Source organism: Psychrobacter sp. ANT_H59 (genome assembly GCF_008369225.1).
GTDB classification, from domain to species: Bacteria; Pseudomonadota; Gammaproteobacteria; order Pseudomonadales; family Moraxellaceae; genus Psychrobacter; species Psychrobacter cryohalolentis.
Map to the genome: position 1 here is coordinate 30973 of NZ_VOBE01000005.1, position 26525 is coordinate 57497.

21 protein-coding genes and 2 tRNA genes are annotated in these 26525 nt (G+C 43.5%); 12 read left to right on the plus strand and 11 right to left on the minus strand.

From position 1 onward, the window contains the following. Nucleotides 1–162: 162 nt before the first annotated feature. The gene (hisF, locus tag FQ083_RS09605) at nucleotides 163–945 is read right to left on the minus strand and encodes an imidazole glycerol phosphate synthase subunit HisF (protein ID WP_149409690.1); all 783 of its coding nucleotides are present in this window, start codon (nucleotides 943–945) and stop codon (nucleotides 163–165) included. Nucleotides 946–1133: 188 nt separating this feature from the next. On the opposite strand from hisF, the gene FQ083_RS09610 reads away from it, so the two are divergent. From FQ083_RS09610 to FQ083_RS09620, 3 genes are read left to right on the plus strand one after another with little or no spacing between them, the layout of a single operon-like run. Continuing rightward, on the plus strand, nucleotides 1134–2303 hold the full coding sequence (locus FQ083_RS09610; protein ID WP_149409691.1) for a homoserine kinase: 1170 nt from the start codon (nucleotides 1134–1136) through the stop codon (nucleotides 2301–2303). Between the two features lie 43 nt (nucleotides 2304–2346). Next, nucleotides 2347–2607: a hypothetical protein gene (locus tag FQ083_RS09615; RefSeq protein WP_149409692.1), complete on the plus strand. Its 261-nt coding sequence runs from the start codon at nucleotides 2347–2349 to the stop codon at nucleotides 2605–2607. Then, a complete protein-coding gene (locus tag FQ083_RS09620) occupies nucleotides 2608–3531 on the plus strand; it encodes a class II glutamine amidotransferase (RefSeq protein WP_149409693.1) in 924 nt (307 codons plus the stop codon). A 23-nt stretch (nucleotides 3532–3554) separates the two neighbouring features. On the opposite strand, the gene FQ083_RS09625 is transcribed toward FQ083_RS09620, so the two are convergent. Then, nucleotides 3555–4118 carry a YchJ family protein gene (locus tag FQ083_RS09625; protein WP_149409694.1) on the minus strand — a complete coding sequence of 188 codons (564 nt, stop codon included), beginning with the start codon at nucleotides 4116–4118 and terminating at the stop codon, nucleotides 3555–3557. A 42-nt stretch (nucleotides 4119–4160) separates the two neighbouring features. Then, complete coding sequence (locus FQ083_RS09630) at nucleotides 4161–4877, minus strand: metal-dependent hydrolase (protein ID WP_149409695.1); 717 nt, start codon at nucleotides 4875–4877, stop codon at nucleotides 4161–4163. A gap of 114 nt (nucleotides 4878–4991) precedes the next feature. Here FQ083_RS09630 and FQ083_RS09635 point away from each other — a divergent pair, with 114 nt between their 5' ends. Both FQ083_RS09635 and acnA read left to right on the plus strand, forming a co-directional pair. Further along, nucleotides 4992–6035 (plus strand): DUF3025 domain-containing protein, encoded by a 1044-nt coding sequence (locus FQ083_RS09635; RefSeq protein ID WP_149409696.1) that lies wholly within the window; start codon nucleotides 4992–4994, stop codon nucleotides 6033–6035. Between the two features lie 411 nt (nucleotides 6036–6446). Beyond that, nucleotides 6447–9254, plus strand: coding sequence for an aconitate hydratase AcnA (gene acnA, locus FQ083_RS09640; RefSeq protein WP_149409697.1), 2808 nt, complete (start codon nucleotides 6447–6449; stop codon nucleotides 9252–9254). An 88-nt stretch (nucleotides 9255–9342) separates the two neighbouring features. On the opposite strand, the gene FQ083_RS09645 is transcribed toward acnA, so the two are convergent. From FQ083_RS09645 to gltX, 5 genes are all read right to left on the minus strand, one after another. Continuing rightward, on the minus strand, nucleotides 9343–9996 hold the full coding sequence (locus tag FQ083_RS09645; RefSeq protein WP_149409698.1) for a LysE family translocator: 654 nt from the start codon (nucleotides 9994–9996) through the stop codon (nucleotides 9343–9345). Between the two features lie 224 nt (nucleotides 9997–10220). Next, nucleotides 10221–10296 (minus strand) — tRNA-Glu (locus FQ083_RS09650). A 145-nt stretch (nucleotides 10297–10441) separates the two neighbouring features. Further along, nucleotides 10442–10517, minus strand: a tRNA-Ala gene (locus FQ083_RS09655). 122 nt (nucleotides 10518–10639) lie between these two features. After that, nucleotides 10640–11005: a hypothetical protein gene (locus FQ083_RS09660; RefSeq protein WP_149409699.1), complete on the minus strand. Its 366-nt coding sequence runs from the start codon at nucleotides 11003–11005 to the stop codon at nucleotides 10640–10642. A gap of 136 nt (nucleotides 11006–11141) precedes the next feature. Further along, complete coding sequence (gltX, locus tag FQ083_RS09665) at nucleotides 11142–12671, minus strand: glutamate--tRNA ligase (RefSeq protein WP_149409700.1); 1530 nt, start codon at nucleotides 12669–12671, stop codon at nucleotides 11142–11144. A gap of 277 nt (nucleotides 12672–12948) precedes the next feature. Between gltX and rsmH the strand changes: the two genes are divergently transcribed. From rsmH to FQ083_RS09700, 7 genes are all read left to right on the plus strand, one after another. Then, the gene (gene rsmH, locus FQ083_RS09670) at nucleotides 12949–14100 is read left to right on the plus strand and encodes a 16S rRNA (cytosine(1402)-N(4))-methyltransferase RsmH (protein WP_262881100.1); all 1152 of its coding nucleotides are present in this window, start codon (nucleotides 12949–12951) and stop codon (nucleotides 14098–14100) included. Between the two features lie 212 nt (nucleotides 14101–14312). Next, on the plus strand, nucleotides 14313–14825 hold the full coding sequence (locus FQ083_RS09675; RefSeq protein WP_149409701.1) for a cell division protein FtsL: 513 nt from the start codon (nucleotides 14313–14315) through the stop codon (nucleotides 14823–14825). Next, nucleotides 14822–16909: a peptidoglycan D,D-transpeptidase FtsI family protein gene (locus tag FQ083_RS09680; RefSeq protein ID WP_149409702.1), complete on the plus strand. Its 2088-nt coding sequence runs from the start codon at nucleotides 14822–14824 to the stop codon at nucleotides 16907–16909. Before FQ083_RS09675 ends, FQ083_RS09680 begins: the two co-directional genes overlap by 4 nt. A 70-nt stretch (nucleotides 16910–16979) precedes the next feature. Continuing rightward, nucleotides 16980–18698, plus strand: coding sequence for a UDP-N-acetylmuramoyl-L-alanyl-D-glutamate--2,6-diaminopimelate ligase (locus tag FQ083_RS09685; RefSeq protein WP_149409703.1), 1719 nt, complete (start codon nucleotides 16980–16982; stop codon nucleotides 18696–18698). Between the two features lie 111 nt (nucleotides 18699–18809). Then, nucleotides 18810–20258, plus strand: a complete 1449-nt coding sequence (locus FQ083_RS09690) for a UDP-N-acetylmuramoyl-tripeptide--D-alanyl-D-alanine ligase (RefSeq protein ID WP_149409704.1) — start codon at nucleotides 18810–18812, stop codon at nucleotides 20256–20258. A 3-nt stretch (nucleotides 20259–20261) separates the two neighbouring features. Beyond that, nucleotides 20262–21380: a phospho-N-acetylmuramoyl-pentapeptide-transferase gene (gene mraY / locus FQ083_RS09695; protein ID WP_011514680.1), complete on the plus strand. Its 1119-nt coding sequence runs from the start codon at nucleotides 20262–20264 to the stop codon at nucleotides 21378–21380. Nucleotides 21381–21538: 158 nt separating this feature from the next. After that, the gene (locus tag FQ083_RS09700) at nucleotides 21539–22480 is read left to right on the plus strand and encodes a putative RNA methyltransferase (protein WP_149409705.1); all 942 of its coding nucleotides are present in this window, start codon (nucleotides 21539–21541) and stop codon (nucleotides 22478–22480) included. Between the two features lie 70 nt (nucleotides 22481–22550). On the opposite strand, the gene cls is transcribed toward FQ083_RS09700, so the two are convergent. From cls to FQ083_RS09715, 3 genes are all read right to left on the minus strand, one after another. Continuing rightward, nucleotides 22551–23990 (minus strand): cardiolipin synthase, encoded by a 1440-nt coding sequence (gene cls, locus FQ083_RS09705; protein ID WP_149409706.1) that lies wholly within the window; start codon nucleotides 23988–23990, stop codon nucleotides 22551–22553. 81 nt (nucleotides 23991–24071) lie between these two features. Further along, entirely contained in the window at nucleotides 24072–24851 is a 780-nt protein-coding gene (locus FQ083_RS09710) for a YdcF family protein (RefSeq protein ID WP_149409707.1), read from the minus strand. Between the two features lie 809 nt (nucleotides 24852–25660). Further along, a complete protein-coding gene (locus FQ083_RS09715) occupies nucleotides 25661–26335 on the minus strand; it encodes a GntR family transcriptional regulator (RefSeq protein WP_020444457.1) in 675 nt (224 codons plus the stop codon). Nucleotides 26336–26525: the final 190 nt, after the last annotated feature.

Here is a 26525-nt window from a genome sequence, read left to right on the forward strand (position 1 = left end):
TCTAAGTATTAGGAATCTAAATATATTGTTAGGTTCAAATCGCTTATTTAATTGGCTAGTGAGCAGATAAATAGGCAGTCAAATGAACGAAAACCAAATGATAATAAGCAGTTAGCGCTATGATAACATTTTTTTCTACTATATTTGTATTTTACCAACGTCTTACAAACGCATTTGTATCCCTTGCGCTGCCATATATGCTTTGGCTTCTTGAACGGTATACTCACCAAAGTGAAAAATACTGGCAGCAAGGACGGCATCGACGCCACCTTCTAATACGCCTTCGGCTAAATGCTGTAAATTACCGACGCCGCCTGAAGCAATGACCGGTACATTTACACGACTGGTAATTTGCTTCATTAATGCCAAATCGTAGCCTTTTTTGGTGCCATCGCTATCCATAGAAGTTACCAATAATTCACCAGCGCCAAGCTCAGCCATTTTGCTTGCCCAAGCGACGGCATCAATGCCTGTTGGCTTACGACCGCCGTGGGTGAAAATCTCCCAATGCGGTACGATAACACCATCAACCGTGATATCTGCAACGCGTTTGGCATCGATAGCCACAACAATACATTGATTACCAAATTTCTGCGCCGCTTCACCGACGAACTCAGGGGTAAATACCGCTGCTGAATTAATCGCTACTTTATCCGCACCTGCATTGAGTAAGTTGCGGATATCCGCAATCTTACGCACGCCGCCGCCGACAGTTAATGGCACAAATACCGTTTCCGCCATACGCTCGACCGTATGATAGGTGGTATCGCGCTCGTCATTGGTTGCAGTAATGTCCAAAAAAGTAATCTCATCGGCGCCTTGTTCATTGTAGCGTTTCGCTACTTCGACAGGGTCACCTGCATCTTTGATATCGACAAATTGTACGCCTTTGACCACGCGCCCATTATCAACGTCCAAACAAGGGATGATACGCTTTGCTAACATAGGGTCTTTCACCTTATAATCAATTCATTCTATAAGCGCTAGTCTAGCAAAATCACTGCCATCTCAGGCAGGTTTTCGCAAGATTAATGTGCTTTTTGCCAAAGTTTATCTATAAGCGGTGCAATCGTCGCCATCACCGTCTATATTTATCCCATTTACCTTTATTTAATTGCCATAAGTGAGATGTCATGTCCGTCTATACCCAGTTAACCGATGATCAATTTGCTACCTTTTGCCAACGTTTTGGCGTGTCATTCGCGCGTGCCATTCCAATTACCCAAGGTATCAAAAACTCTAACTGGTTTATTCAGACGACTGATGATGTAGATGGTGCACATTCTTATGTGTTTACCTTGTTTGAAGAGCGTCCACCAGAAGATATCGAAAAAATGGCGGTTATCTTAAACCAATTAGATGGTAAATTACCGGTAGCGGCGCCGTTATCACTCGTTGATAGCGCAGAAAAATGTTATGTCATACGCTATGATAATAAAGCGATTACCTTAGTGCCATGTTTGGCAGGCTCTCATCCACAGCAGACTACGCAAGCCATGTGCCATGAAATTGGCGCATCTTTGGCAGTATTGCATGAAACGCTACAACAGCTACAGCCTGCGGAAGAATATGGCGTGCCATTATACCCATGGAGCGAGGTACGCGACCGTGAAATGCAGTTTATGCCAGCTGACGAAGCTAAATTGATGAGTGATATTTGGCAATCTTATACGGACTTGCCACTTGCCACTTTGCCAAAAGGCTTATGTCATTTAGACATGTTTGCTGATAATACTTTATGGAACTTATCTTTAAATAACAGTCAAAAAGGTGAAGCGCGTCTGACTGGATTGTTAGACTTTACCGAAGTCAGCGTCGAGCATTATGTGATGGATATTGCCATTACCATTAATGATTTTTGTACCACTTGGGGTATGGCTGAACAAGGCGAGTCGGTGAATTTTGACCGCAGCAAAATGGCGGCTTTTTTGCAAGGCTATGAGTCGAAACGCATGCTCGGTGAAGATGAAAAGCGTGCCTTACCAGTGATGCTCGCAAAAGCCGCGGTGATTTTTTGGCTATTACGTCTCAACGTCATTCATTATAACCGTACCGAAGGTCGTACCGGTGATAACATCATGGTCAAAAACCCTGACTTGATGAAGCGTCTAGCTGCTTATCATTGGTCACATGTTGAAAAAGTGCAAAATACGGTATTTGTATTGTTAGCTATTAATAATAAGATCGAAAAGCCGATAGCCGGTGTGTTCAGCAGTATTACGCAAGCTGAGCAAACATGTGATAGTTTAGGTAATAGCAGCGATTTTATTATTAAAGAATATACGCTCGATCAATTAGTATAATTTTTTTTGAGCATTCCTGTATCAAACATATAAAGGCGACCTCATGACCGATCAAGTTGATAACTGGCACAAACTGGCACGCTACGATACCAATATCCAAGGTGAGTTACATGCCAATTTGCTGCGTAATAATGATATTACTGTTTCTCTACAACCGCTGAGTGCGATGCCTGGTATGAATTCTGGCATCGTGCTTTGGGTACAAGATACCGATTTGGTGCATGCCAAACGCATTTTGGATAGTATTGATAAGGATGCGGCAAGCTTGCCTGAAACAGACGACAATAACGGCGGTACTCTATAAATGTGTCAACTTTTAGGTATGAACTGTAATACGCCAACCGATATTGGTTTTAGCTTTGCAGGCTTCCGTCGTCGCGGCGGCATGACAGACAGTCATGAGGATGGTTTTGGTATTGCATTTTTTGAGCGTAGCGAATGCACTAATAGTGACAGCTCTAATAGTGAAAAGTCGGACAATGCCTCGACTGGTCTACGCTTATTCCATGACAATCGCCCAAGCCATTTATCGCCCGTTGCTGATTTGGTTAATAATTATCCAATTAAAGCGATGAATGTTATCGCACATATTCGTAAAGCCACCCAAGGTCAGAATTGTTTGGCGAATACCCATCCTTTTGTCCGTGAAGTCTGGGGTGAGCAGTGGGTATTTGCGCACAACGGACAGATGAATAGCGAATTTACTAAACGCTGCCAGCGCCTGCAAGACAATGGTAATGCCTCACATTGCCAACCAGTCGGCACAACTGATTCTGAAATGGCGTTCTGTTATCTGGTCAATCGCCTGAAAAGTAGCTTTAAAACTCGTCCGGATGACAAAACGCTGTTTAACTTTTTGACGACTCAATGTCGTTATTTATCCGCTAACGGTTTGTTTAATTGCTTAATATCGAATGGTCAATGGCAATTGGCTTATGCAGGCAGTTTACTGTTTTATCTCACGCGCAAAGCACCATTTGGTGAAGCAAAATTAGCAGATGATGATTTGGCGATTAACTTTGGTGATGTAACCACTGATAAAGATAAAGTGACTATCTTAGTGACTGTGCCATTGACTGAAAATGAAAAATGGCAGCAGCTGGCAGTCAATGAATGCTTAATATTTCAAGATGGGGATGTCATTTATAAAGACAGCCCAAGCCAGCGCAAGTTTTTGACGATTGAGGAAGGCGTTGCGGTGGCACGGGCAGTTGGGGCGAGTGTTTAGAAGTGGTGAATAGTGGATGTTAATTAAATATACATTCCACAACAACGCTTAAACTTCTCACCCGAACCGCAAATACACGGCTGTTTTTGGGTTATAGTCATTTCTACTGTTGGGTCGAGGAAGTACCAACGCGCATCGTTGTTCGCTTTGTCTGTTACTTCTACAAAGGCAGACAATTCATGATGCGCCTGCAAGCCATCATCTTCATTATCAGAGACATTAAAGTAAGCCTTAAATTCAACTTGCGCATGACGTTTACCTAGCTTTGGCGTGTGCGCAACGATTTCCAATCCTGCCCAGTCCGTCTCTTTTGCCCAACTCTCAATTGCCTGAATATCTAGTAAATTTTGCTGCGCGGGTATTGTAGTCTTGACGATATAGTTTGGCTTGACCAACACAAAAGCACTATAACGCGACCGCATGAGGCGTTCAGCAGTTTCTGCTTTTATGCCGTCAGCTTTATCAGTTTCTTCGCTCAATAAACTGTCATGATAAGGCTGGCAGCAATCTTGATAAAGTAGCGGCGCGCTAATGTCATCCGATGACGGGTTCATTTGGCAAGGGCAGGTCTGTAGAGAAATTGACATTATTTACTCAAGTTATTATTCGTTTTGATAGCTTCATAAGTTTTAATTTAGCCAGTTTTTTATCAATTCTGGCCATAGACCGATTTTAAGCTTTGCCCAAGGGGCGGGGTCACATAGCTGCTGCCAAAATTCATCAAATGGTGGCGCAAAATATACCAAGAGCGCAAGGATAGCGTACAGTAGCAGATACCACCATTTGTCTTTATGTTGATAGAACTTCATCGCCGTACCCGATGAGCGCTTCATTTTCATATTGGATAAATTCACACTATATAGCTCATCCAATGCCAAATGTACCATCGCGCCGCCGAATAAAAACAAGCCGTAAAACCAGCTAACCGTCAACGGTAAGTGTAAAATATCGTAGCTGATATAGGTCATTCCAAGCCCCATTATCGCCATATAGGGCACCGAGTGAATGACACCACGATGCACGGTCATATTGGTAAAAATCGAAAATACCACATAACGCATAAAGCCGTAGCCGGCCAACCATAACGCTATCAACGCCAGTAAACTCAGCTCACTACGCCAATGCATTACCAGACCAAAGGCAAAAATAAACGAGGTAATATTAAAGCCAAGTTTAATCGGCGTCGAGTTATCTGAATCTAAATCAGGCAGCAACCCACCGATGGTACCGAGCGCCACACACATCAAAAAACCTGAATCATCAATCAAGCCAGCTTTATAAACCGTTAGACTCAGCGTACCACTGACCATGAATGCGACATTTAAGTGGGTGTTAAAATTTGCCATAAAAACTCATCAATCAGTAGCGCACGAAAACGTCATTTCGAGCGGCTCGTCTAGCCGTAAAAAAGCGCTCCATGATACCATAGCCACGCCAGTCGTCTAATAGAGATAGTGAATATGACCGCCACTGAATTACCTGCCAAGCCTAATACCAATCTTTGCAACGCTCCTTTCGATGTGCCTGTTAATGCGCCTGTTGAAGCTGCTATTAATAACCCGTCTGCATGCGATAGTCAGCTTGATGACAGCTTTGCTGCCATTGACTGGCAAGCGCCATGGCTCTGTCACTTAAACCAGTTAGGCTATATAAGTAAAGCTATCACAAAGCTTAGCTCTTTAAGAGATGAGCCTGCTCAAACAGATAAACTCGAAAACACACCTGATATTATCGCCAAGGTTTTAAATACAGCGTTGCAGCAACAGGCTGATGACCTACAGCAGTCATTACCGCAAACCAAACCTGCGCTAAATAATCAAGCCCAAACCTTACGATTTGTCTCACAAAATGCGTTGCCAGCAGGTGAAGCGTACGAGAGCTTTATCGGTACGACTGGTAATATTCCGACACGGGATAATTTGCATGACTTATTTAACGGTAGTATTTGGCTAACCTTTCCTAAGACCAAAGCCCTGCTGAATTATTATCATATGCTTGAAATCAATCAACAAGGTATTGGTGCCAGTCGCGGGCGTGTCCGCGATACCATTACCGTACTTGATGAGAACGGCGCGATTTTAGTGACAGCAGAGCCTAGTATTGGTGAGGCACTCATTGATTTTGACTGGCAAAAAAGTTTGGTAGAACCGCGTGAGCAGTGGGATAAGCCAAAGCAATCGAATAACCACTCTCGGGCGGCAGTTTATATTTTTGGTCATGCACTATTAGAGAAGCTACTTCAGCCGCGCAAGGCATTATGCGCCCATAGTATTGTTATTTATGTGACGCCAGATTTTTTTGCCTTATCGCTATCTGAGCGTATTAGTCATTTGGATCAGAAAGTAGCTGATTATATGGAGGCATTATTATCACAACCGGATGTGACACCGCGCAAACTGTCTCCATTGCCTATTTTGGGTGTGCCGCATTTTTGGGCTGAAAATGCCAAGCCTAACTTTTATGATGATAGCCAAGTGTTTCGCAGTGGTCGCCGTCAAAAATAAAAAGATAAGGGAATACCTTACGAGTTAACCGTTAATGCTTAACCGCTAAAGCATTGTTACGTTTACGATTGTGCCACGATTTGACTACGTCTAGACGTTAACAAAGCTCGGGTTATTTGTTATGGTAAAAGGACGTTACTGTTAAATACTAAAGATATGCTTATGTCTTTTGTTACCTAAGATTTTGTAAGTATAAAAATACAGCGGTCTATTTTTCTTAGCAACTCTTATGAGTCATTAATTTGAGTTGTTAATAACAGCTACTAAAGTTAGCCATTAAATGCATTTAGTAAAAATTTAAGCACTATTATTTAGCCACCAATTATCAGCATAAATGCTTATTGATTGATAGTCATATTAGTTCAAGAGTCATTTATGTTCAGGATCTATAACAACGATAAGGAAGCTACCATGAGTGATATTTTTAATGTAAAAGACACCATTACGGTCGATAGCAAGGACCATACCTATTACAGTCTGCCCAAGTTAACCGAGACTTACGAAAACATCAGCAAGTTACCATTTTGCATGAAAGTCGTTTTAGAAAACTTATTGCGTAATGAAGATGACGGGCAGTCTGTTGGCAAAAATCACATCGAAGCGGTCGCCAATTGGGATGCAGGCGCAGAAGCGTCAAAAGAAATAGCCTTTATGCCAGCCCGTGTTGTCCTGCAGGATTTTACTGGTGTGCCATCGGTAGTCGATTTGGCAGCGATGCGCGATGCCGTCGTTGAGCTTGGCGGTAAAGCTGAGCAAATTAACCCGTTTATCCCAAGTGAATTGGTCGTCGATCACTCAGTACAAGTTGATGCTTATGGCCGCGAAGATGCCATAGATCTTAACGAAAAGATTGAGTTCAAGCGTAATAATGAGCGCTATGAATTTCTGCATTGGGGCAAGAATGCCTTTAAAAACTTCGTTGTCGTGCCACCAGCCACAGGTATTGTGCATCAGGTCAACTTAGAGTACTTGGCCCGTGTGGTAATGGCTGCTGATGTCGACGGTGAGCTGACCGCTTATCCTGATACGGTATTTGGTACTGACAGTCACACTACTATGATTAATGGTATTGGTGTACTTGGTTGGGGCGTGGGCGGTATTGAAGCGGAAGCGGCAATGCTCGGTCAGCCATCATCAATGCTCATCCCACAAGTGGTTGGTTTTGAGCTAAAAGGTAAGTTAACCGAAGGCGTTACTGCAACAGATTTAGTGTTACGTGTGGTTGAAATGCTGCGTGCGCATGGCGTGGTTGGTAAGTTCGTCGAATTTTATGGCGAAGGCTTACACAGTATGCCACTTGCAGATCGTGCCACCATTGCCAATATGTCACCAGAATATGGTGCAACGTGCGGTATTTTCCCGATTGACCAAATGGCGATTGATTATCTACGTCTATCAGGTCGTGATGAAGCACAAATCGAGTTGGTTGAAAAATATGCCAAGGCACAAGGCTTATGGCATGATGCAGATACTCCAGCAGCGACCTACTCAAGTAAGTTGGAATTGGATTTATCATCAGTACAGCCCGCACTTGCTGGTCCGAACTTGCCACAACAGCGTATTAATCTATCTGATATGCATGAAAAATTTGGCGAAACCTTGACGGCGATGACCAAAGACCGTAAGAAAGAAGTTGAAGCCAAGGTTCGCTTCGATGAAGAAGGCGGTAAGCAAGAGCAAGCAAAAACGCTCGCGGCAAAACCTAATCCTTTTTGCGCGGAAGGCAGTACTTACTGCACGGTCAAAATCGAAGACGAAGAGTATAGATTGCGTGATGGTTCTGTCGTTATCGCAGCGATTACTTCTTGTACCAATACCTCAAACCCAGCAGTGATGATTGGCGCAGGTTTGGTTGCCAAAAAAGCCGCGGCAAAAGGCCTAACAGCTAAACCATGGGTTAAAACTTCACTGGCTCCAGGGTCAAAAGTAGTAACTGATTATCTTGAAAAAGCCAAATTGATGGATGAGCTAGAGAAAATAGGCTTCTACCTAGTTGGTTATGGCTGTACCACTTGTATCGGTAACTCAGGTCCGTTATTAGGGGCGATTGAAGGGGCTATCGAAGAAGGTGATTTGGTTGCCGCTGCTGTACTATCAGGTAACCGTAACTTTGAAGGTCGTATTCACTCGCACGTAAAAGCCAGCTACTTGGCGTCACCGCCATTGGTTGTTGCTTATGCCCTAGCAGGTACTGTCGATATTGACTTGACCACGCATCCTCTAGGACAAGACCAAGAAGGCAATGATGTATTCCTAAAAGACATCTGGCCAACGTCAGAAGAAATTAACGAGCTAATTGCCAATAATATCGACGCCGATATGTTCCGTAAAAACTATGGCGAAGTGTTTGACGGTAGTGCAGCATGGAACGCGATTAGCTCAGCCGATAGCCAGCTGTATCCATGGAGCGAAGAGTCTACGTACATTAAGAACCCACCGTTCTTTGATGGCATGACCATGGAGCCGGAAGGTATCCCTGATATCGAAGGCGCGCGTATCTTAGGGTTGTTCGGTGATTCGATCACCACCGATCATATCTCACCTGCTGGTAATATCGATGCTGATTCTCCTGCGGGTAAGTACTTGCAAGGGCGTGGTGTGATGGAAGCTGACTTCAACAGTTATGGCTCACGCCGTGGTAACGATGCGGTCATGACTCGTGGTACCTTTGCCAATATTCGTATCAAAAACGCCATGATGGCGGGCAAAGAGGGCGGTTATACCTATTACTTCAATGGTGATAGTGCCACGTTACAAGATGGTCAAGAAATGGCTATCTATGATGCGGCGATGAAGTATAAAGAAGACAAACGTCCGCTCGTGGTACTTGGCGGTGCAGAATATGGCTCTGGCTCTAGCCGTGACTGGGCAGCGAAGGGAACGATTCTACTCGGTGTAAAAGCGGTACTGACCAGCTCGTTTGAGCGTATTCACCGTTCAAACCTAGTCGGTATGGGTGTGTTGCCATTGACCTTTAAAGAGGGTAAAAATGCAGCGACCTATAATCTAGATGGTTCTGAAGTCCTTAGTATCACAGGTCTAGATAATGGTGAGAGCAAGACCGCCAAAGTCACGGCTACGCGTGCCGATGGTTCGTCTGAGAGCTTTGATGTCAATGTCATGTTACAGACGCCAAAAGAGCGCGAGTATGTGCGTCATGGCGGTGTATTGCATTATGTGCTACGTCAACTGGCAGCTGAGAGCAAAGACGCTGCGTAATAATTGATTAGACTTAGTATGACAAAGAGCCCAATCATATGATTGGGCTCTTTTATGCAATATTATCGTGCTTAGGTAATTTTATCGCTCAACCTTTCTCAGTCAGCAGCTTGACTCCCATGCCGATAAATATGACACCGCTTATTCTATTTAAAATCACTTCAATAGTAGGATTCTTACGCAGATTTTCACTGAACTTTGACGACAGTAATGCCAAGCATGAGAACCACATAAAAGCGGTCGTGGCAAAAGTTAGCCCAAGACCTAAAAAAGACAACATGCTATTACCGTAACTCGAGTCGATAAACTGTGGGAAGAATGCCAAGAAAAATAATGCGACTTTTGGATTAAAGGTATTAGTTATGACCCCTTGCTTATATATCTGCCACCTATCTAACGGTCGAGTAGACGCTAATTTTTCCTCAATGGGTAAATTACTGGCAAGTAAAGGTGCTGGTTTGCTAGTCAGCATTTTAAAGCCTAGATAGCATAAGTAGCTTGCGCCAATATATTTCACTAGCGTAAATGCAAATGGTGAATTGGCTAATAGGACGGACAACCCGAGCGCAGCCAGCAAAGTATGTACTAAAATACCAGAGATAATACCGAATACAGAGTAGAATCCTGCAGTCTGTCCCTGTGACATACTACGAGTAATGATATACATGCTATCTGTTCCGGGTGTTATATTTAATAAAATGGCAGCAAGAATAAATCCCAGATAATTTTCAATACCAAACATAGCCAATCCCTCCTTGTGATAGAAATTCAGCTCAACATTTTATAGAGCGCCTTTACATTGCATTCTATCAATATTCCTAATGGTATATATAGCCTTGCTAGCATTTTTCAGAAATGACAGACATAAAAAAGCCCAGTCACCGTATGATGACTGGGCTTTTTTATTGTTCGCTTATTAGTCTAATCTGATGCTAAGCAAAAGTGCTAATAAGTGACGCCGTATAGTGGCGTCCCCAGGGGGATTCGAACCCCCGTTACCGCCGTGAAAGGGCGGTGTCCTAGGCCTCTAGACGATGGGGACGCATAGAGTGTTATAACCAGGGGTTACAACGGTACTTCACAATATCAGATAGCTTATAAATAAGCATTGCCTAGGTGCTGATATCGTCCTACTAGCGAGTATTTACGTTAAAGTTTCAGTAAACTGAGCTTTGCAATAAATAGTATGGTGGAGCTAAACGGAGTCGAACCGTTGACCCCTTGCATGCCATGCAAGTGCTCTACCAACTGAGCTATAGCCCCTCGCTAAGAGTGTGCGTATTTTATGTAAGACCAGCAGTCTTGTCAACTGCTATTTTAAAAATAATGCATAAATATGCAAAAAAAAGTGTTCAAAGCTATTTTATTAACTTACTCAGCCCAAATTAGCGTGGATTTTGCTGACTGGCTATCTCTTTAATGGCTTTATCGGTAAAGAATTCTTCTTCCGTACCATCTGAAAAAATAACGGCACCGCATTCTGTGGGGATATATTGCCCACCTTTTAGTTGTACTGTGCTGATACCTTTAAAACCAATAATGTCAGATTCTTTCAATCGATCGACATTATGATTGATATAACTGCAATAAGAGGTATATATCCACTTTAAGTCATCAAAGTCTTGACCGGTCGTGAGGATTAACTTGGTATCGTATAGCTCTTTTATGATTGCATCATAGTATTTCTGCGCTTCTTTTAACGTGTTAAAGACATAATCTTTACTTTCTATTGTGACGGTCTTGGCTGCCATTTTTATTTCCAATTTAAGTATTAAATAAAGAATCAGTATTCGTATGCAAATGCTGATATTCACGTAAAAAGGGGTCAGTAATAGCCTGACCCCTCTTTTTTATTCACTAATAATGTTATGAACCAAAAGTTAAAAATTATTCAGCAGCTAAAAAATCTGGCAACTCTGCCGCTTGTTTCTCTAGTTTTTTCAGCTTCTTTTTGCCCAAACCACCAAGTACGTCAACCGCATGACGCAAGCGTGTCAATGTCATATCAGCGCCGATAATTGCCATAGAGTTCATGACTGGCGTCGATGAGGTGCTACCAGCGATAGCAATGAAGAACGGCGCCATAAAATCACGCATTTTAATGTCAAGGTGAGCAGCAAGACCTTTTAAGGTGGCATAGATGTTTTCTTCCGACCACGTTGGTAAGGTCTCTAGCTGCCAAAGCGCTAATTGCAGCATCTCAGTAATTTGTTCAGCCGAGAGTAATTTATGGGTAAAGCTCTCAGCATTGATATCAGGTAGGTTTTGGAAATAAAAGCCACCCCAATTAACTGCATCAGATAACAGCTCAATACGCGGCTGAATCGCTGCTGCGATAGCGGTTAATTTATCGCTGTTACTTGCCCAGTCGAGGATTTTGTTTTTGAGTTCTTCTGGCGTTAGCGCCCGTAGCCATTCTGCATTGAGCCAATTAAGCTTTTCGATATCGAAAATAGGGCCGCCAAGTGACACACGCTGAATATCAAAGCTGGCAATCATTTCATCCAAGGTAAATTTCTCAGCTTCGTCAGGCATTGAGTAGCCCATACGACCAAGGTAATTTAGCAAGGCTTCAGGTAGCACGCCGGCATCACGGTAATACGTGATAGAGGTTGGGTTTTTACGCTTAGACAGTTTTGATTTATCAGGGTTACGCAGCAGTGGCATATGGCAAAGGACTGGCATCTCCCATCCAAAATACTCATAAAGCAGCTGATGTTTCGGCGCAGAGTTGAGCCACTCTTCACCGCGCAACACATGGCTGATGTCCATCAAGTGGTCATCGACAACGTTGGCTAAATGATAAGTCGGCATGCCGTCGGTTTTGAGAAGCACTTGCATATCGACTTGCGTCCAAGGAATCTCGACCGTACCGCGCAGCATATCTTGTACCTGACAGACGCCTTCGGTTGGCACACGCATACGAATGACGTTTGGTTTGCCCTCAGCAACCAATTGCGCGGTTTTCTCTGGTGCTAAATGGGCACAGCGACCGTCGTAACGCGGCGTTTCACCATTGGCCATTTGCGCAGCACGCATGGCATCGAGTTCTTCACTGCTACAAAAGCATCGAAACGCATGATCGTTTTCTATCAGCTGCTCTGCATGCTTTTTGTAGATATCACTACGCTCGCTCTGACGATAAGGCGCGTGCGGACCGCCGATATCTGGACCTTCCGCCCAGTCAAGACCGACCCAACGCAGTGCATCCAAAATCATTTTTTCAGATTGCTCTGTCGAGCGCGTTTGGTCGGTGTCTTCAATACGCAAAATAAATTCGCCGCCATGAGCTTTGGCAAAGGCCAAGTTAAACAGTGCGATATAAGCAGTGCCAACGTGCGGGAAGCCAGTAGGCGAAGGGGCAATGCGGGTACGAACAGGGCGTATGATATTAGTAGAAGTAGATGGTTGCATCATAAAAATCTCAGAATGTTGTTGTTAATGAATGGGACAGTCAAAAGTAGTAGTGAAAAGTGAAAATATGGACGAAAGAATGGCAGTCAACGTTGAAAAATAGCGTAAAATATAGCGCTAGTATAACAGAGAGATGGGATATTTTTAACGAAATGCCCTTCTAGCGCTTGACTAGCCGTGTATCCTTGCGATAATAATGTTAGGTAAGTCATAACTTGTTTATTTTCATCTGATTTTTTACTATTACTGGTCAATTTGACCATCATCTATTGAGTTGTTTGTGTCCATATCGAATAGTAAGCCAAAAAATACGCCAAATGCTAATCACAATCCTTCTGACCCTGATCATTCTATGTCAGCGGCGAGTCTGTTTTCTGAAGAAAGCACTTCTACTCAAAAACTTACACAAGAGTCTAGTGAAGATCAAGCTACGTCTGACGAATTGAGTTTTGTCCATGATGCGGTGCTATTGCAAGAAGCAGTCGCCGCAGTGTTGGGTGTCAAAGCGCTACCGAAGCAGACAGACGACGAAAGTCAAGATAGCTTGCAAGCAAGCGGTATCTACGTCGATGCTACCTTTGGTCGTGGTGGCCATAGTCGCTTGTTATTAAGCCAGCTTGCCGATGACGCAACCTTGATTGTTTTTGATAAAGACCCAACGGCCATTAGTGTTGCTCGTAAATTGGCAAATAGCGACAGTCGCGTAAAAGTGGTACATGATAGCTTTGCGACGTTAACAGACAGTCTTGCTGCAATGGGAATCACTCAAGTTGACGGTTTAATGGCAGACTTGGGTATCTCATCACCGCAAATTGATGATGGCAGTCGTGGTTTTAGTTTTATGCGCGATGGCGCGGTCGATATGCGTATGGATACCAGCCGCGGGCAGTCGGTTGCTGAGTGGCTTGAGACGGTCGATGATGAAACCTTGGCCAATGTCCTTTATGAGTTTGGTGAAGAGCGTCACAGCCGCCGTATCGCTCGTGCCATTAAGCAGATGGACAGTTACGACTCTACTTTAGCATTGGCTGAAGTGATAAAAGTTGCGCACCCAAACTGGCAACGCGGCAAGCATCCAGCGACCCAGAGCTTTCAGGCGATGCGGATTTTTATTAACAACGAGCTTGGTGATGTCGATAACTTTTTAGAGCAAAGTATTCCGATATTAAAGGTAGGCGGACAGCTAGCAGTGATTAGTTTCCACTCGTTAGAAGATCGACGTATCAAGCAGTTTTTGCAGCGTCATAGTAAAGGGCAATATCCAGAAGATGAGAATTTGCCGATGCCACCCAAGCGTCCACGTTACTTTAGTAAGCCAAAACGCGTCGGTCCTAGTCAAGCAGAGATAAGTCATAACCCACGCTCGCGTAGTGCATGGTTACGCATGGCAACACGTACTGATGCTGACTATGTAGCAGATGTTCATCCATGAATGCCATTATTAAATTATGTGGTTTAAATATGACTGAATGTTTTAATGATTACGCGGCTGTTAAAAAGCTGTAAACATTATCTGCTAGGCTCAGCAGTTACTTTTTTGCTTGGTATTGTTTTTATTGATGGTGCTGATGGCTTATAAGAGTTTTATAACTCGTAAATGGTTATCGCTTTTTATATTTTGAAGTTCACTTTTTTGAGATTGTCATGGCAATATCCGACAAACCTGCAAACCGCCGCGCCGCAACGCCATCGAATACCGATGTTGGCGCCTTATTTGTGCGTAAGTTTAAAATATCAAATATCTATGTGGCTATATTGGTACTGTTGGCGGCTGGTATTGTATGGAGTGGCATCAAAACGGCTGAAGGTGTTCAGCAATATCATCAGGATTATAAAACCTTGCAAGACATGAAAAAACAAGAGCGGAAACTACAAGTTGAGCATCAGCGTCTGCTTATTGAACAGCAGACCTTTAGTGCGACGCCGCAGATTGCCAGTCGTGCCGTTGCTGAGCTTGGGATGTTTTCGCCGACACTCAAAGATAAGCTGATTATCCAGCCAGGTGCTGCGACAGCAGTTGCACTCGTGGACCCTGAGGCCAGTACTCCAGACACTTTAACGACGAATGATTCTGATGTTTTCGAAGCTGATGCTGTGAGCGATGCACCCGTTAAGGCTGCTGCTACCGATTCTGACCTAGCGGAGGCAGGACAATGAGCGATAAAAAACCCAGTGCTAAAGCGACCAGCAAAAAACCCGCCAGCGGCAAGGTTACTAAGCCACTACGCCGTGCTAGTGCGGCCAAATCTGGGCAAACGAGTAGCAAGCCTGACAATAAATCAGATGATGGCCGTAAAGCCAAGCTATTTGGTCGCTTAAAAAAGAATGAAGAACAGGGTGCTTATACCAGTGTCAAAAATCTAAAAAGCAAAAGATCAATTTTGGGAAAAGCATCTGGTGCTTCCTCTCGCGGCGGTGTCGAACAAGATAAGAACCGTTTCCGTTTGATTTGGGGTATAGCGCTGCTTATTTTGGTGGCACTTATCGGTCGTGCTTACTATATTCAAATTGCCAATACTCAGTTTTATCAAGATAAAGGCAATGAGCTCATCACCAGTGTACGCACGCAAAAATCCTATCGTGGCATGATTACGGATCGCAACGATTTGCCATTGGCTGTCAGTGCACCACTTGCGACAGTCTCTTTTAGCCCGCATGACTATGCCCGTGAATACTACGAGCTTAAGCGTATTATTATCACCAATCCTGAAAGTCCGCAGCTTATCGCACGTATGCAAAAGCGCTTGGATAATATGGATTTGACGACGCTTGCGGCGGCTGCCAACATCTCAGCCGATGAGCTAAAAAGAGTGACAGCTATCGATCCTACTATTGATGTAACGGATGAAGTGGCAGTCAAAGCAGCGCTGCCATCGGGTGCAGGCTCCCATTATTTGCCACTATTAAATAAAGTAACGCCGGAGATTGCAGAAAGCGTTAGCTCGCTTGATTTTCCTGGTGTTAATGAGAAAAACTTTTTTCAGCGCTATTATCCGCAGCCACAGCCTAACTCGCAACTACTAGGTTTCATGGGACAAAATGCCAACGATCCTGAAGGTGGTTACGAAGGACGTGCTGGTATCGAACGTCAGTATGAGAAAGAGCTGGCGGGTGATGATGGCAAGGTTTTGGTGCTCAAAGATGCCAAACAAAACAGTCTTAAAGAAATCAAACAGGTTGAACCAGAAGTGCCGGGTAAAGATGTGACATTGACCATTGATTCGCGTTTGCAATATTTGCTTTATAAAGAGTTAGAAAAGGCGGGGCGTTTGCAAAAAGCACGTTGGTCGACGGGCATGGTAGTCGATGTACAAACCGGTGAAGTACTGGCGCTATCGACATGGCCGTCATTTAACTCTAATAATCTAAATGAGATGACGGGTGAAAATCAGCGTAACCGTGCGCTTCTTGATGTCTTTGAACCCGGTTCAGTCATGAAGCCATTCACCGTTGCTGCAGCTTTAGATTCAGGGAAATACACTGCCACTACTTTGATCGATACCAATCCTGGCTCTATCCGTGTCCGTGGTTATACGATTCGTGACCATAATAATCTAGGGCGGATCACGATGGCAACGCTACTACAGAAATCTAGTAACGTCGCCTCGACCAAGATTGCTTTGTCTCTACCGGCTGATGGCATTACCAATATGCAAAGACAGTTTGGCTTTGGGGCAAAAACACCGCTGCAATTCCCAGGTGAAGGCAGTGGGCTTGTGGTGACACCGGAAGAAAAAGAGACCTCAAGACGGGCAACGGTCAGTTATGGCTATGGCATACAGGTAACGCTGGCACAGATAGCGCAAGCTTATTCAGCGCTGGCGGCAGGTGGCGTCATGCATCCGCTAACGTTGAATAAAAATGACAAAGCGCTACCAAGCAAACGTATTATGGCGCATGAACAAGCGATGGCCATCGTACAGATGATGGAAAGTGTCACAGAAGACGGCGGTACGGCTAAGGGTGCGGCTATTGATGGTTACCGCGTTGCTGGTAAAACAGGAACTTCGCGCCGTATCAATCCAAAAGGCGGCTACTATACTGACCAGTATCGTAATGTCTTTGCGGGTATGGCACCAGCTTCTAATCCAAAACTGGTCGGTGTCATGTTAATCGAAGACCCGCGTGGTCAGATTTATGCTGGTTTAACCGTGGCTCCTGTTTTCCATAATGTTATGAAAGAGGCACTACGTTTATATAATGTGCCTTTAGATAAGCCGCTCAAAACCGAAGCTCAATAGATATAAAAGTAAATTTTTTAATATCCAGCTCTTAACTATTTGATGTGTTTTAACCGTTTAGGATTTGCCAATGACCCTGTCTACCTCGTTGCCATGCAGTATCACAGTTACCTTGCACCAGCTGATTGCAGCTAGTAGCAGCGACGATAGACATAGTCTACAGCAGGTATTTACAGCGAATATGACCGCAGCTGTTAGCGAGTTCTCGAATCAAATGACCGCTGTTCAACTGGATGCGGTGATCAATATTCCATTCCAGCAGTTCTGTTTAGACAGCCGTCAACTAGCCAGCAATGACGTGTTCGTCTTGTTAAAAAGCCATACGCCAAATTGCCAAAAAAGCCGTGACCACCTCTATCAAGCCGCTAACAATGCGGCTTTTATCCTATCGGAAATCGACCCTATTGCTTTGCTTGCCACCGCTAATGTCCCGCCTCATGTCAATCTCGAATTGACTAAAACTGATAATGCAAAATCTATCGCACAGCAGCAATTAGATACTTTGCCTTGCCCCGTATTATATGTGCCTCATATCCGTGATTTTCTGGGCAGCTTGATTCAAGCACGTTTGCAGTATCAGCAGCCCGTGACATTACCAACTGTCATAGCCGTGACGGGCACCAATGGCAAAACCACTATTAGTCAATTGGTGGCACAATTGACGCAGCTGACAGATATGAGTAGCGCAGTCATGGGCACGGCAGGTAATGGTCGGCTTGGCGCTTTGGTGCAAGCCAGCCATACCACGGGCGATGCCTTAGCGGTCCAGCAATTTTTATATCAAATGGGCAAAGAAGGTGCTGAACTACTAGCATTAGAAGCCAGCTCACATGGGTTGGATCAGCAGCGTCTACAAGGTATGCCAGTGTCGGTGGCGATTTATACCAATCTTAGTCGCGATCATTTAGATTATCATGCTGATATGGCAGAGTACGCGGCAGCTAAAGCCAAGCTGTTTGATAAAGCCCATTTTCCAGATTTGACACATGCCATTATCAATATCGATGATGAGCATGCCCAGATTATGCTCGACACCGCACACGCTAGCAATTTGACCGTTTGGACATACAGCTTAGATTCACTAAAAACAGCTACCTTTGTCGCCGCTAACATCACGCCAAGTTTACAAGGTGTAGAGATTAGCCTGCGTACAGATTTTGGCGATGGGACAATGAATCATTTAGATATCGTCAGCCCATTATTGGGACGTTTTAACGTGGCGAATTTACTTGCTGCTATGGCAGCTGCTGTAGCTTTAGGAACTAGCCTTGAAAGCATTGCGACCGTTATCCCGCAACTGCAAGGTGTGGTTGGGCGTATGCAGCGTGTACCATCGAATGATGGTTGTTTCATCGTCGATTATGCTCACACCCCTGATGCCTTAAGTCAGGTGCTTGCCAGTCTAAAAAATCATTGTAAAGGCCAACTATGGGCAGTGTTTGGCTGCGGTGGCGACCGTGATGCGGGCAAACGTCCTTTGATGGCGCAAGCAGGATTGGCAGGCGCGGATAAAGTCGTGTTAACGGCAGACAATCCACGTACTGAAGACCCCAACGCGATTTTGCAAGATATGCAGGCAGGGATGAGTACTGAACAATATCAGCGTACCCATATTGAGCCTGCGCGCCAAGCAGCGATTGAGTATGCCGTCAATCAAGCAGCGGCTGATGATATCGTCGTTATCGCGGGCAAGGGTCATGAGACTTATCAAGAGATTAACAACATCCGTTATGATTTTGATGACAGCGTTATTTTGCAAAATGCCTTAAAACAAGCAGGGCGTGTATAGCATTTATAGATAAATAATAGCGCTTACAGTTAGTTTTCCATGCTATTTAAAAAGTATTGGTCGTTAACTATAAAAAATAAATAAGTAGTCATCATATATAAGGTAATCATTATGACAGCCGACAACGATAACAGCATTCAGTCGCAAGGGCTGTATGTTTGGCAAGCAGACAATCTGCTCGCGGCAACCGCAGCGCTCAACGGGCATTGGCAGCTGAGTGAAGGACAATCCGGCTCAGAAAACGATGTAATGAGCACTCGTATTGCCACCGATACCCGTACGATAAAGCCTGGTGATATATTTTTAGCGTTAACGGGTGATAATTTTGATGGTCACGACTATATCGATACTGCCATCGCGCAAGGTGCGGTTGCGGCTATCGTCGCTCGCCCTATTGCTACGGCTGATGCAAATAGCATTCCGCAGTTAGTGGTGAGCGATACCCGTTTAGCGTTAGGACAATTGGCTGCGTATCGTCGTCAACAGCATCAAAATTTAACCGTTATTGCTATTACTGGCTCTAGCGGTAAGACCACCTGTAAAGAGATGCTCGGTAGTATCTTTGGCAGACTTGCCCCAACGCTTATCACGCGTGGCAACCTAAATAATGACTTGGGTGTGCCGATGATGTTGCTCGAATTATCCGATCATCATCGCTATGCCATTTTGGAGTTGGGCGCAAACCATATCGGCGAAATTGCTTATACTACGGAGATTGTCCAGCCAGATGTTGCGTGTATCTTAAATATTGGTACGGCGCATTTGGGTGAGTTTGGCAGCCGTGAAGGGATTTGCCAAACCAAGGCTGAGATTTACCATACCTTGAATGACAGCCAATTTGCGATCGTTCCTGATAAAGATGATTTTACCAATCAATTACGCCGTATCGCTGAAAAGCATACGTCACACGTGATTGGCTTTGGTAATACTGATGTTAGTGCCAGCCATTTAGATGTCGAGCCTGAGCGCAGTGAATTTAAGCTGCATATCGGCAATCAAGTCCATGATATCAACTTGCCACTAGCGGGCGAGCACAATGTCAATAATGCTTTAGCCGCTGCTGCCTGTGCCCATGCATTAAACATTGAAGTTAGTGATATCGTCGTCGGACTTGAAAATGCGCGTCCTGCCAAAGGTCGCTTGAACAGTCAGCTGTTAGGCATGCATCGACTGATTGATGATACTTATAATGCCAATCCGCATTCGGTGCGAGCTGCAGCAAAAGTATTGGCGGCGCAAACAGGCACGCAAGTCATGGTGCTGGGCGATATCGCAGAACTGGGAGAGGCGGCGGTTAGCGAGCATCGAAGCTTGGGTCGTACCATTGCGACCACAGGTATTAATGTACTGCTTTGCGTTGGTGAATATGCCCCTTATACAGTCGAAGGTGCGCAGGAGATTTCTGATATCAATGCCCATGCGTTTACCGATAAAGACAGTTTATTGGCGTATTTGAAACCTTATTTGCAAGCGCAGCAGGCGCAACCTTGTACGGTGTTGTTTAAAGGTTCTCGTTCCATGGAAATGGAAACACTTATCAATGCGCTAGTCGAGGAGTAGGCGGTGTTAGTTTGGTTGTTTAGCTGGCTTGGTCATTATTATGCCCCGTTTTATGCGGTTTCTTCTTTGACGCTGCGCGCGTTACTGGCGGTCGTTACCGCCCTTGCTTTTAGCATGGTTTTTGGTAATCGCGTTATTCGACGTTTGCGTGCACTTAAGTACGGTCAGGCGATTCGTAATGATGGACCACAGTCGCATTTGGTCAAAACTGGTACCCCGACCATGGGTGGGGTGCTGATTTTAAGCGCGATTGGGGTATCAACCTTGCTTTGGGCGCGTTTGAATAATCCGTATGTCTGGATTTTGCTCATCGTCATGATTATCTTTGGTGCGGTAGGCTGGGCGGATGATTGGCTCAAAATTAAATATAAGAACCCCAAAGGTCTAATCGCTCGCAAAAAATACTTTTGGCTATCCATGGGTGCATTATTCGTCGGCATTTCTTTATATTATATTGCCACACTTCAGCCAGATATTGCGACGACTCGCGAGATGCAGGATTTATTAATACCTATCTTTAAAGATTGGATGATTCCATTTTCGGCAGTGCCGTTTGGTATTGGCTTTATTATCTTTACTTACTTTGTGATTAATGGCGCCTCTAACGCGGTCAATTTAACTGATGGCTTGGATGGCTTGGCGATTTTGCCAGTGGTCTTGGTTGCTGCAGGCTTGGGCGCGATGGCATATGTCTCTGGTGACGTACGCTTTGCGGATTACTTGCACGTGCCTTATATTGCTTATAACTCTGAGGTGATTATTGTCTGCGGCGCAATGATTGGCGCAGGGCTTGGCTTTTTATGGTTTAACGCCCATCCAGCGCAAGTGTTTATGGGTGATGTGGGTGCGCTGTCACTGGGCGCAATGCTCGGTACCATTGCGGTGATGACACGCCAAGAAATCGCTTTCGCAATTATGGGTGGACTGTTCGTTGCAGAAGCACTGTCGGTGATGCTACAGGTTGGCTCATATAAGCTACGCAAAAAGCGCGTCTTTCGTATGGCACCTCTGCATCACCATTTTGAAGAGATTGGCTGGAAAGAAACCCAAGTGGTGGCAAGGTTTTGGATTATCGCCATTATCTTGGTAATCCTTGGCTTGATGACGTTAAAGCTGCGTTAAAACAATAACTCAGATTAATCTCGATATTCTTCGTTAAAAAGCCATCTCAACAAGTTTGAGATGGCTTTTTTGTTTCCCATACTATCTTTTCTCATACCTTTTAATACTTAGCATGGCTGAATTTTGGTAAAATAACAGCCATATTGCTATGATTTGAGATGCCTGTGTCTTTATTTATTTGTCCCCTTTGTCAGTCGCCACTGCAGCCCGCAATCGATATATGGCGCTGTGATGGTAGCTTGCACCTGAAACAAACTGCGCATCCTTTTGATGTGGCACGTCAGGGTTACGTTAATCTGCTACCTGTCCAACAAAAAAAATCTAAAGCACCGGGTGATAGTCAAGCATCCATCGAGGCACGTAAACGGTTTTTAAATGCAGGGCATTATCAGCCATTACAAGCGCTTATTTGTCAAAAAATAGTGGAACTGTTAGCAAAAAACGAGTTGCCATCTGAACAAACTGGTAAACCAGTCAATTGGCTAGATATCGGTTGCGGCGAAGGTTATTACACCCAAGCGATGGCTCAGACGGGTATGGATACACTTATTGCGGCAGATATTAGTAAACCTGCCATAGTAGAGCTTGCAAAAGTGAGCAAGGCAGCAAGTTCTCTTTGGAATCAGCAAGATAAGAACGATAGTATTAAAACAGCAGTGATTTATCCATTAGTAACCAGTGCTGCTCATTTGCCCTTGCGTGCGCAAAGTATCAATGGGATTAGCAGTATTTTTAGTCCCATTCTGCCAGAAGCGTTCAATGAAGTATTAAGCGATGAGGGTTATTTAATCATTGCTAAGCCAGATATCGGGCATTTAGCAACGATGCGTGAGGCTTTGTTTAACGATGTCCGTGAGCACGATTCTGACAAGTTTTTGCAGGAATTAGCGCCATATTTTACGCTGCTTAACACTTATAATGTCAGTACTGAGTTAAAATTATCAGCAGATGATTTGGCCGATTTGCTGACTATGACTCCTTATGCATATCGTGCGCATACCGAAAAAAGACAAGCGCTACTAGCTTCAGTTGCAACCGAAACATTTGCAACTGAAGCCAAGTTTGTCATATACATTTTGCAGAAAACAACTAACTTATAAGTTTACTTATCGCTATGTCATCTTATCAAGACACTTCACAAAATAACCTGATGGGCTTAAAGTAAAAGGCTTATAAAACAGGTCCCATCGTAGCAATGATATTGTTCCAAATCCTAGAAGATAGTGGCCAGTTTTTGACCTCTTCACGTGTTACTTCGTCTGAGTCAGCGATATATTGGTATTGGCGCTCGATAATATCCGCCGTCAGCTTTTTATCGCTAAAGACAACGTTATTCTCATAATTCAAATCAAAGCTACGCAAGTCTAAATTGGTCGAGCCAATCAAGCTAATTTCACCATCAATCGTCAAGGTCTTCGCGTGTAACAAGCCTGGTTTATATTCATAAATTTTTACCCCCGCTTCAAGCAATTGCCAATAATAACTGCGACTGGTCGCGGCGACGATAAAGGAATCGTTATTTTTTGGAAAAACCATCGTCACTTCAACCCCGCGATAGGCGGTAGCGCATAAAATACTGACGAGTGAATAATCGGGCACGAAATAAGGCGTAGAGATAATCAGCGTCTCTTGCGCTTGGCTAATCAAAGCACCTAAAAACTGTGGCGTGGTACCGTGCCGCTGAGTAGGACCATCTGAAAAAACTTGGGCAGGGAAGCCATTAGGCTTTGGCGTGCTATCATAATAAAAGCTATCAAGCGAAGTATCTGGGTTTTCAATCAGCCAATCACTGGCAAATAACATCTGATTCTGCGCGACCACAGGTCCTTCAATACGCAGCATAATATCGACCCACGGCGCATATTTTGGCTTTACCATAAATTCAGGATCGGCGCAGTTACGACTACCAGAGTAGCCAATTTTGCCATCAATAACGGTAATTTTGCGGTGATTACGCAGATCAATACGGCTAAACAGCATTACTTTTACAAAGTTGGTTAGGGGGAGAGCTACACTGACTTGTACGCCAGCATCTTGCATTTCTTGCCATATCTTTGAGCTCACCATCTTCCGTGAGCCCATGCCATCAACCATTGCTCGACAAGTAACGCCGCGCTTTGCTGCTCGAATGAGAGCTTGCGCGGTATCAATACCCATGCCATCGACGAGCCAAATATAATACAGCACATGTATATGGTCTGTTGCAGCATCAAAATCGGCAATCATGCGTCTGCGTGTTTCGCTTGCATCTGCCATGAGCTCTGCCTGATTACCCTCCATAGTATGAAAACCGGTGGCTTTTGCTGCATAAGCAAAGGAAGCTTGATAAGCAGGCTTGATCATCTTCTCTAACGTCGTCTCATGACCAAGAACGCTTGGACTATGAGTATTTAATCGCTTAATGATATCGTCGCGTTTTTGCCCAAAGTCATGACCCAAATGCACTTCACCAAACATCCAGTAAATCAGCACGCCAAAATAAGGCAAAATAAACAGAATGACAATCCATGCTAATCTAGCGGGCGAGGTCAAATCATGACGAGATAAGACCCGTAAAGAAATCAGTATCAGTAGGATAAAATGTATCGTCAACAAAATATCTACGATCATAACAGCGTCCCTTATTATTATTTTATCTAAAAAGTATCAATCGCTTTAACTAATCAAAAAGAGAAGTACTATGAAAACCGTCTAGTATTCTCCAAAAAGCCAACCACTGACAAAGGCAAAGTACTCTCTAAACCACGCATTATAGCGGATGGATAACGGAGTAGGGCTGGCAATCATAATAGGTTGCACGTAGCCTTGATGCCGAGCGATGTTTGCGGCGCGAATAATATGAAAATCACTGGTCACGATAGCGATGGGCGCTTTAATAGAAATGCCTTTTGCCGCTAATATCTCTTGGCTATAAATAAGGTTTTCTGCTGTACTCGTGCTCTGACCTTCTTGCAAAATATGCTTAGGAGGAATGTCATATGTATCGTACAAGTAGGTTGCCATAATATAGGCTTCGCTACGTGTCTGACCAAAACCTATACCACCGCTAGTGATAACTAGCGCGCTTTTTTGTGAATCGATAAGGGGCGCGGCAGTATCTAAGCGTTTGGCAAGTGTTGGTGTAGGTTTGCCTGCCACCGTACCTGACCCTAGCACAATGATGGCAGCGACTTCAGGTATGGATTTAGCACTTTGTTTAATCTGCTGCTGTAATGCATAAACAAAAATGCCAAAACTGATCAACCAGATAAAAAACACCATCCATAGCCCATACCACAGACGGCCTAACCAACGATTTTGGCAGATAAATTTTATTACGTTATGCCACAAAATACCATGAGCAACAAACACCATACCCACTAAAAAGGGTACAACAGAACCAAAATTTACCTTACCTACTGCCATCAAAATCGTACAGTCGACGATCATAAGGCTACCGATAATGGTTAATATAACTCGCACTGGCATCATGAAGTTTTTTGGCAGGGGTATACGATTGTTTAAATGCGATATATTCAATGGATCTTCTATGGTGATATTAGTTTGGACGCTATAGCGTGTTTGATAAGAGACTGTTTGATCCCATCATAACGCACCCTGTTTTGAGATAACGTCTCATTGTTGTTACTAGGAAAGGCAAATTTAACGATGAGTGCTGGAAGAGAGAGTTAAAGCGGTTTAAGGTTGAAGAAATCATTCATTAATGTAAATTTAGTGATAAGAAAATCGTAGAAAGTGATATCAGAAAAACAAGCATGAGAAGACTATAAGATTTATCTTAAAAGTTTTTAAGAGATGTTTAGGAGAGAGTGGGACAAGTTGGGAAAACTAGGAATTTCTAAGATTGGCGGTGAAGGAGGGATTCGAACTATTAACATAAGACTTTGATTTTTAATATATTTCATTTTAAATACGTATTTATAGACCAGCTATTAGACCAACATCATTCAAGTGTTGGATGCAGGGTAAATATCGGGATTTATCTCAGAATAAGTTGAAACTAAATGTTTCTACTCTTTAGTTTCAAAACTATATTATCACTAAAAAAGGTTTTTTGAGGAATATAACCATTGTAAATTGATTCCTGCTAGAAAATTGATCAGAAAGTTAAGTGCTCTCAGTTAGCGAACATCGTAATTCCTAGCTTTATAAGAACCTCTAAACCTATCGTTACTAGTTAAAGGCTCATATAAATCAATTAAAATACATTCTTAAAGTGCCATAAAAGTATACTTATATAAACAATAAAACTATCAAGTTTTATAATGGTGCATATAAGCTTAATCTTGTGAGTTATCAGGACTCATAGTTGCAACTAAGTCTGTAAACCTTTCTCCTTGTACTGAGACATGTTCTTTAATTAAACGCTCAGCTAAATCCTCATCAGCACTAATAACTGCATCTACGATCCTTTGATGCTCTTCAAAAGAATGTTGCATGCGGTTATTTACTCGAAGCTGCAAACGCCTATATGGATGTAGTCGATTGTGTAAATTGCTTGCTTGCTCTATAAGAAAGCTATTATGACTAAGTTGATATAGGAAGAAATGAAACGTCCTATTTGCTTCATAATAGCTTTCTGTGTTCTGGTCCATTAAGTACTGTTTACATTGATTATGTAAAGACAGTAGCTCAACTTTTTCTTCTTCATTTATTCTTCTGGCAGCTAACCTTCCACACATTCCCTCAAGATATGCCATTACTTCAAACATTTCAAATAGCGTCACAATATTTAAAGTAGGGATGATTGCACCTCTACGTGGGCGTATTTCTACTAATCCTTCAGATGCTAAAAGTTTCAAAGCTTCACGAATAGGTGTTCTTGATACACCATATTTTTCGCAAAGCTTTGCTTCATCAAGTTTAGTACCAGGAGGAAGCCGACCATAAATGATCTCGTCTTCTATTTTTTTACTAACTTGTACTGATAAGGGTAAATCATCAATTAAACTCATAATACCTCAATTTGTATACAATATATATTTTAATAAATACAATATGGTTGCACTTTAAAACTATCTGTATTAGATTATATCAAACAAGTGGGTAGTAGGTGATAGATCCTTCTAAAGGTTTTGAGCTCTATTAAGGCTTATATTCTTTATAAGGTAGGGGTAGATAAGGAAATTCGAAGAACCCTGAAAG

Excerpts from the sequence above, each read along its gene's own strand:
- hisF (WP_149409690.1), bottom strand. The coding sequence starts at position 945 with ATGTTAGCAAAGCGTATCATCCCTTGTTTGGACGTTGATAATGGGCGC.
- FQ083_RS09610 (WP_149409691.1), top strand. The coding sequence starts at position 1,134 with ATGTCCGTCTATACCCAGTTAACCGATGATCAATTTGCTACCTTTTGC.
- FQ083_RS09615 (WP_149409692.1), top strand. The coding sequence starts at position 2,347 with ATGACCGATCAAGTTGATAACTGGCACAAACTGGCACGCTACGATACC.
- FQ083_RS09620 (WP_149409693.1), top strand. The coding sequence starts at position 2,608 with ATGTGTCAACTTTTAGGTATGAACTGTAATACGCCAACCGATATTGGT.
- FQ083_RS09625 (WP_149409694.1), bottom strand. The coding sequence starts at position 4,118 with ATGTCAATTTCTCTACAGACCTGCCCTTGCCAAATGAACCCGTCATCG.
- FQ083_RS09630 (WP_149409695.1), bottom strand. The coding sequence starts at position 4,877 with ATGGCAAATTTTAACACCCACTTAAATGTCGCATTCATGGTCAGTGGT.
- FQ083_RS09635 (WP_149409696.1), top strand. The coding sequence starts at position 4,992 with ATGACCGCCACTGAATTACCTGCCAAGCCTAATACCAATCTTTGCAAC.
- acnA (WP_149409697.1), top strand. The coding sequence starts at position 6,447 with ATGAGTGATATTTTTAATGTAAAAGACACCATTACGGTCGATAGCAAG.
- FQ083_RS09645 (WP_149409698.1), bottom strand. The coding sequence starts at position 9,996 with ATGTTTGGTATTGAAAATTATCTGGGATTTATTCTTGCTGCCATTTTA.
- FQ083_RS09660 (WP_149409699.1), bottom strand. The coding sequence starts at position 11,005 with ATGGCAGCCAAGACCGTCACAATAGAAAGTAAAGATTATGTCTTTAAC.
- gltX (WP_149409700.1), bottom strand. The coding sequence starts at position 12,671 with ATGATGCAACCATCTACTTCTACTAATATCATACGCCCTGTTCGTACC.
- FQ083_RS09675 (WP_149409701.1), top strand. The coding sequence starts at position 14,313 with ATGGCAATATCCGACAAACCTGCAAACCGCCGCGCCGCAACGCCATCG.
- FQ083_RS09680 (WP_149409702.1), top strand. The coding sequence starts at position 14,822 with ATGAGCGATAAAAAACCCAGTGCTAAAGCGACCAGCAAAAAACCCGCC.
- FQ083_RS09685 (WP_149409703.1), top strand. The coding sequence starts at position 16,980 with ATGACCCTGTCTACCTCGTTGCCATGCAGTATCACAGTTACCTTGCAC.
- FQ083_RS09690 (WP_149409704.1), top strand. The coding sequence starts at position 18,810 with ATGACAGCCGACAACGATAACAGCATTCAGTCGCAAGGGCTGTATGTT.
- FQ083_RS09700 (WP_149409705.1), top strand. The coding sequence starts at position 21,539 with ATGCCTGTGTCTTTATTTATTTGTCCCCTTTGTCAGTCGCCACTGCAG.
- cls (WP_149409706.1), bottom strand. The coding sequence starts at position 23,990 with ATGATCGTAGATATTTTGTTGACGATACATTTTATCCTACTGATACTG.
- FQ083_RS09710 (WP_149409707.1), bottom strand. The coding sequence starts at position 24,851 with ATGATGCCAGTGCGAGTTATATTAACCATTATCGGTAGCCTTATGATC.
- FQ083_RS09715 (WP_020444457.1), bottom strand. The coding sequence starts at position 26,335 with ATGAGTTTAATTGATGATTTACCCTTATCAGTACAAGTTAGTAAAAAA.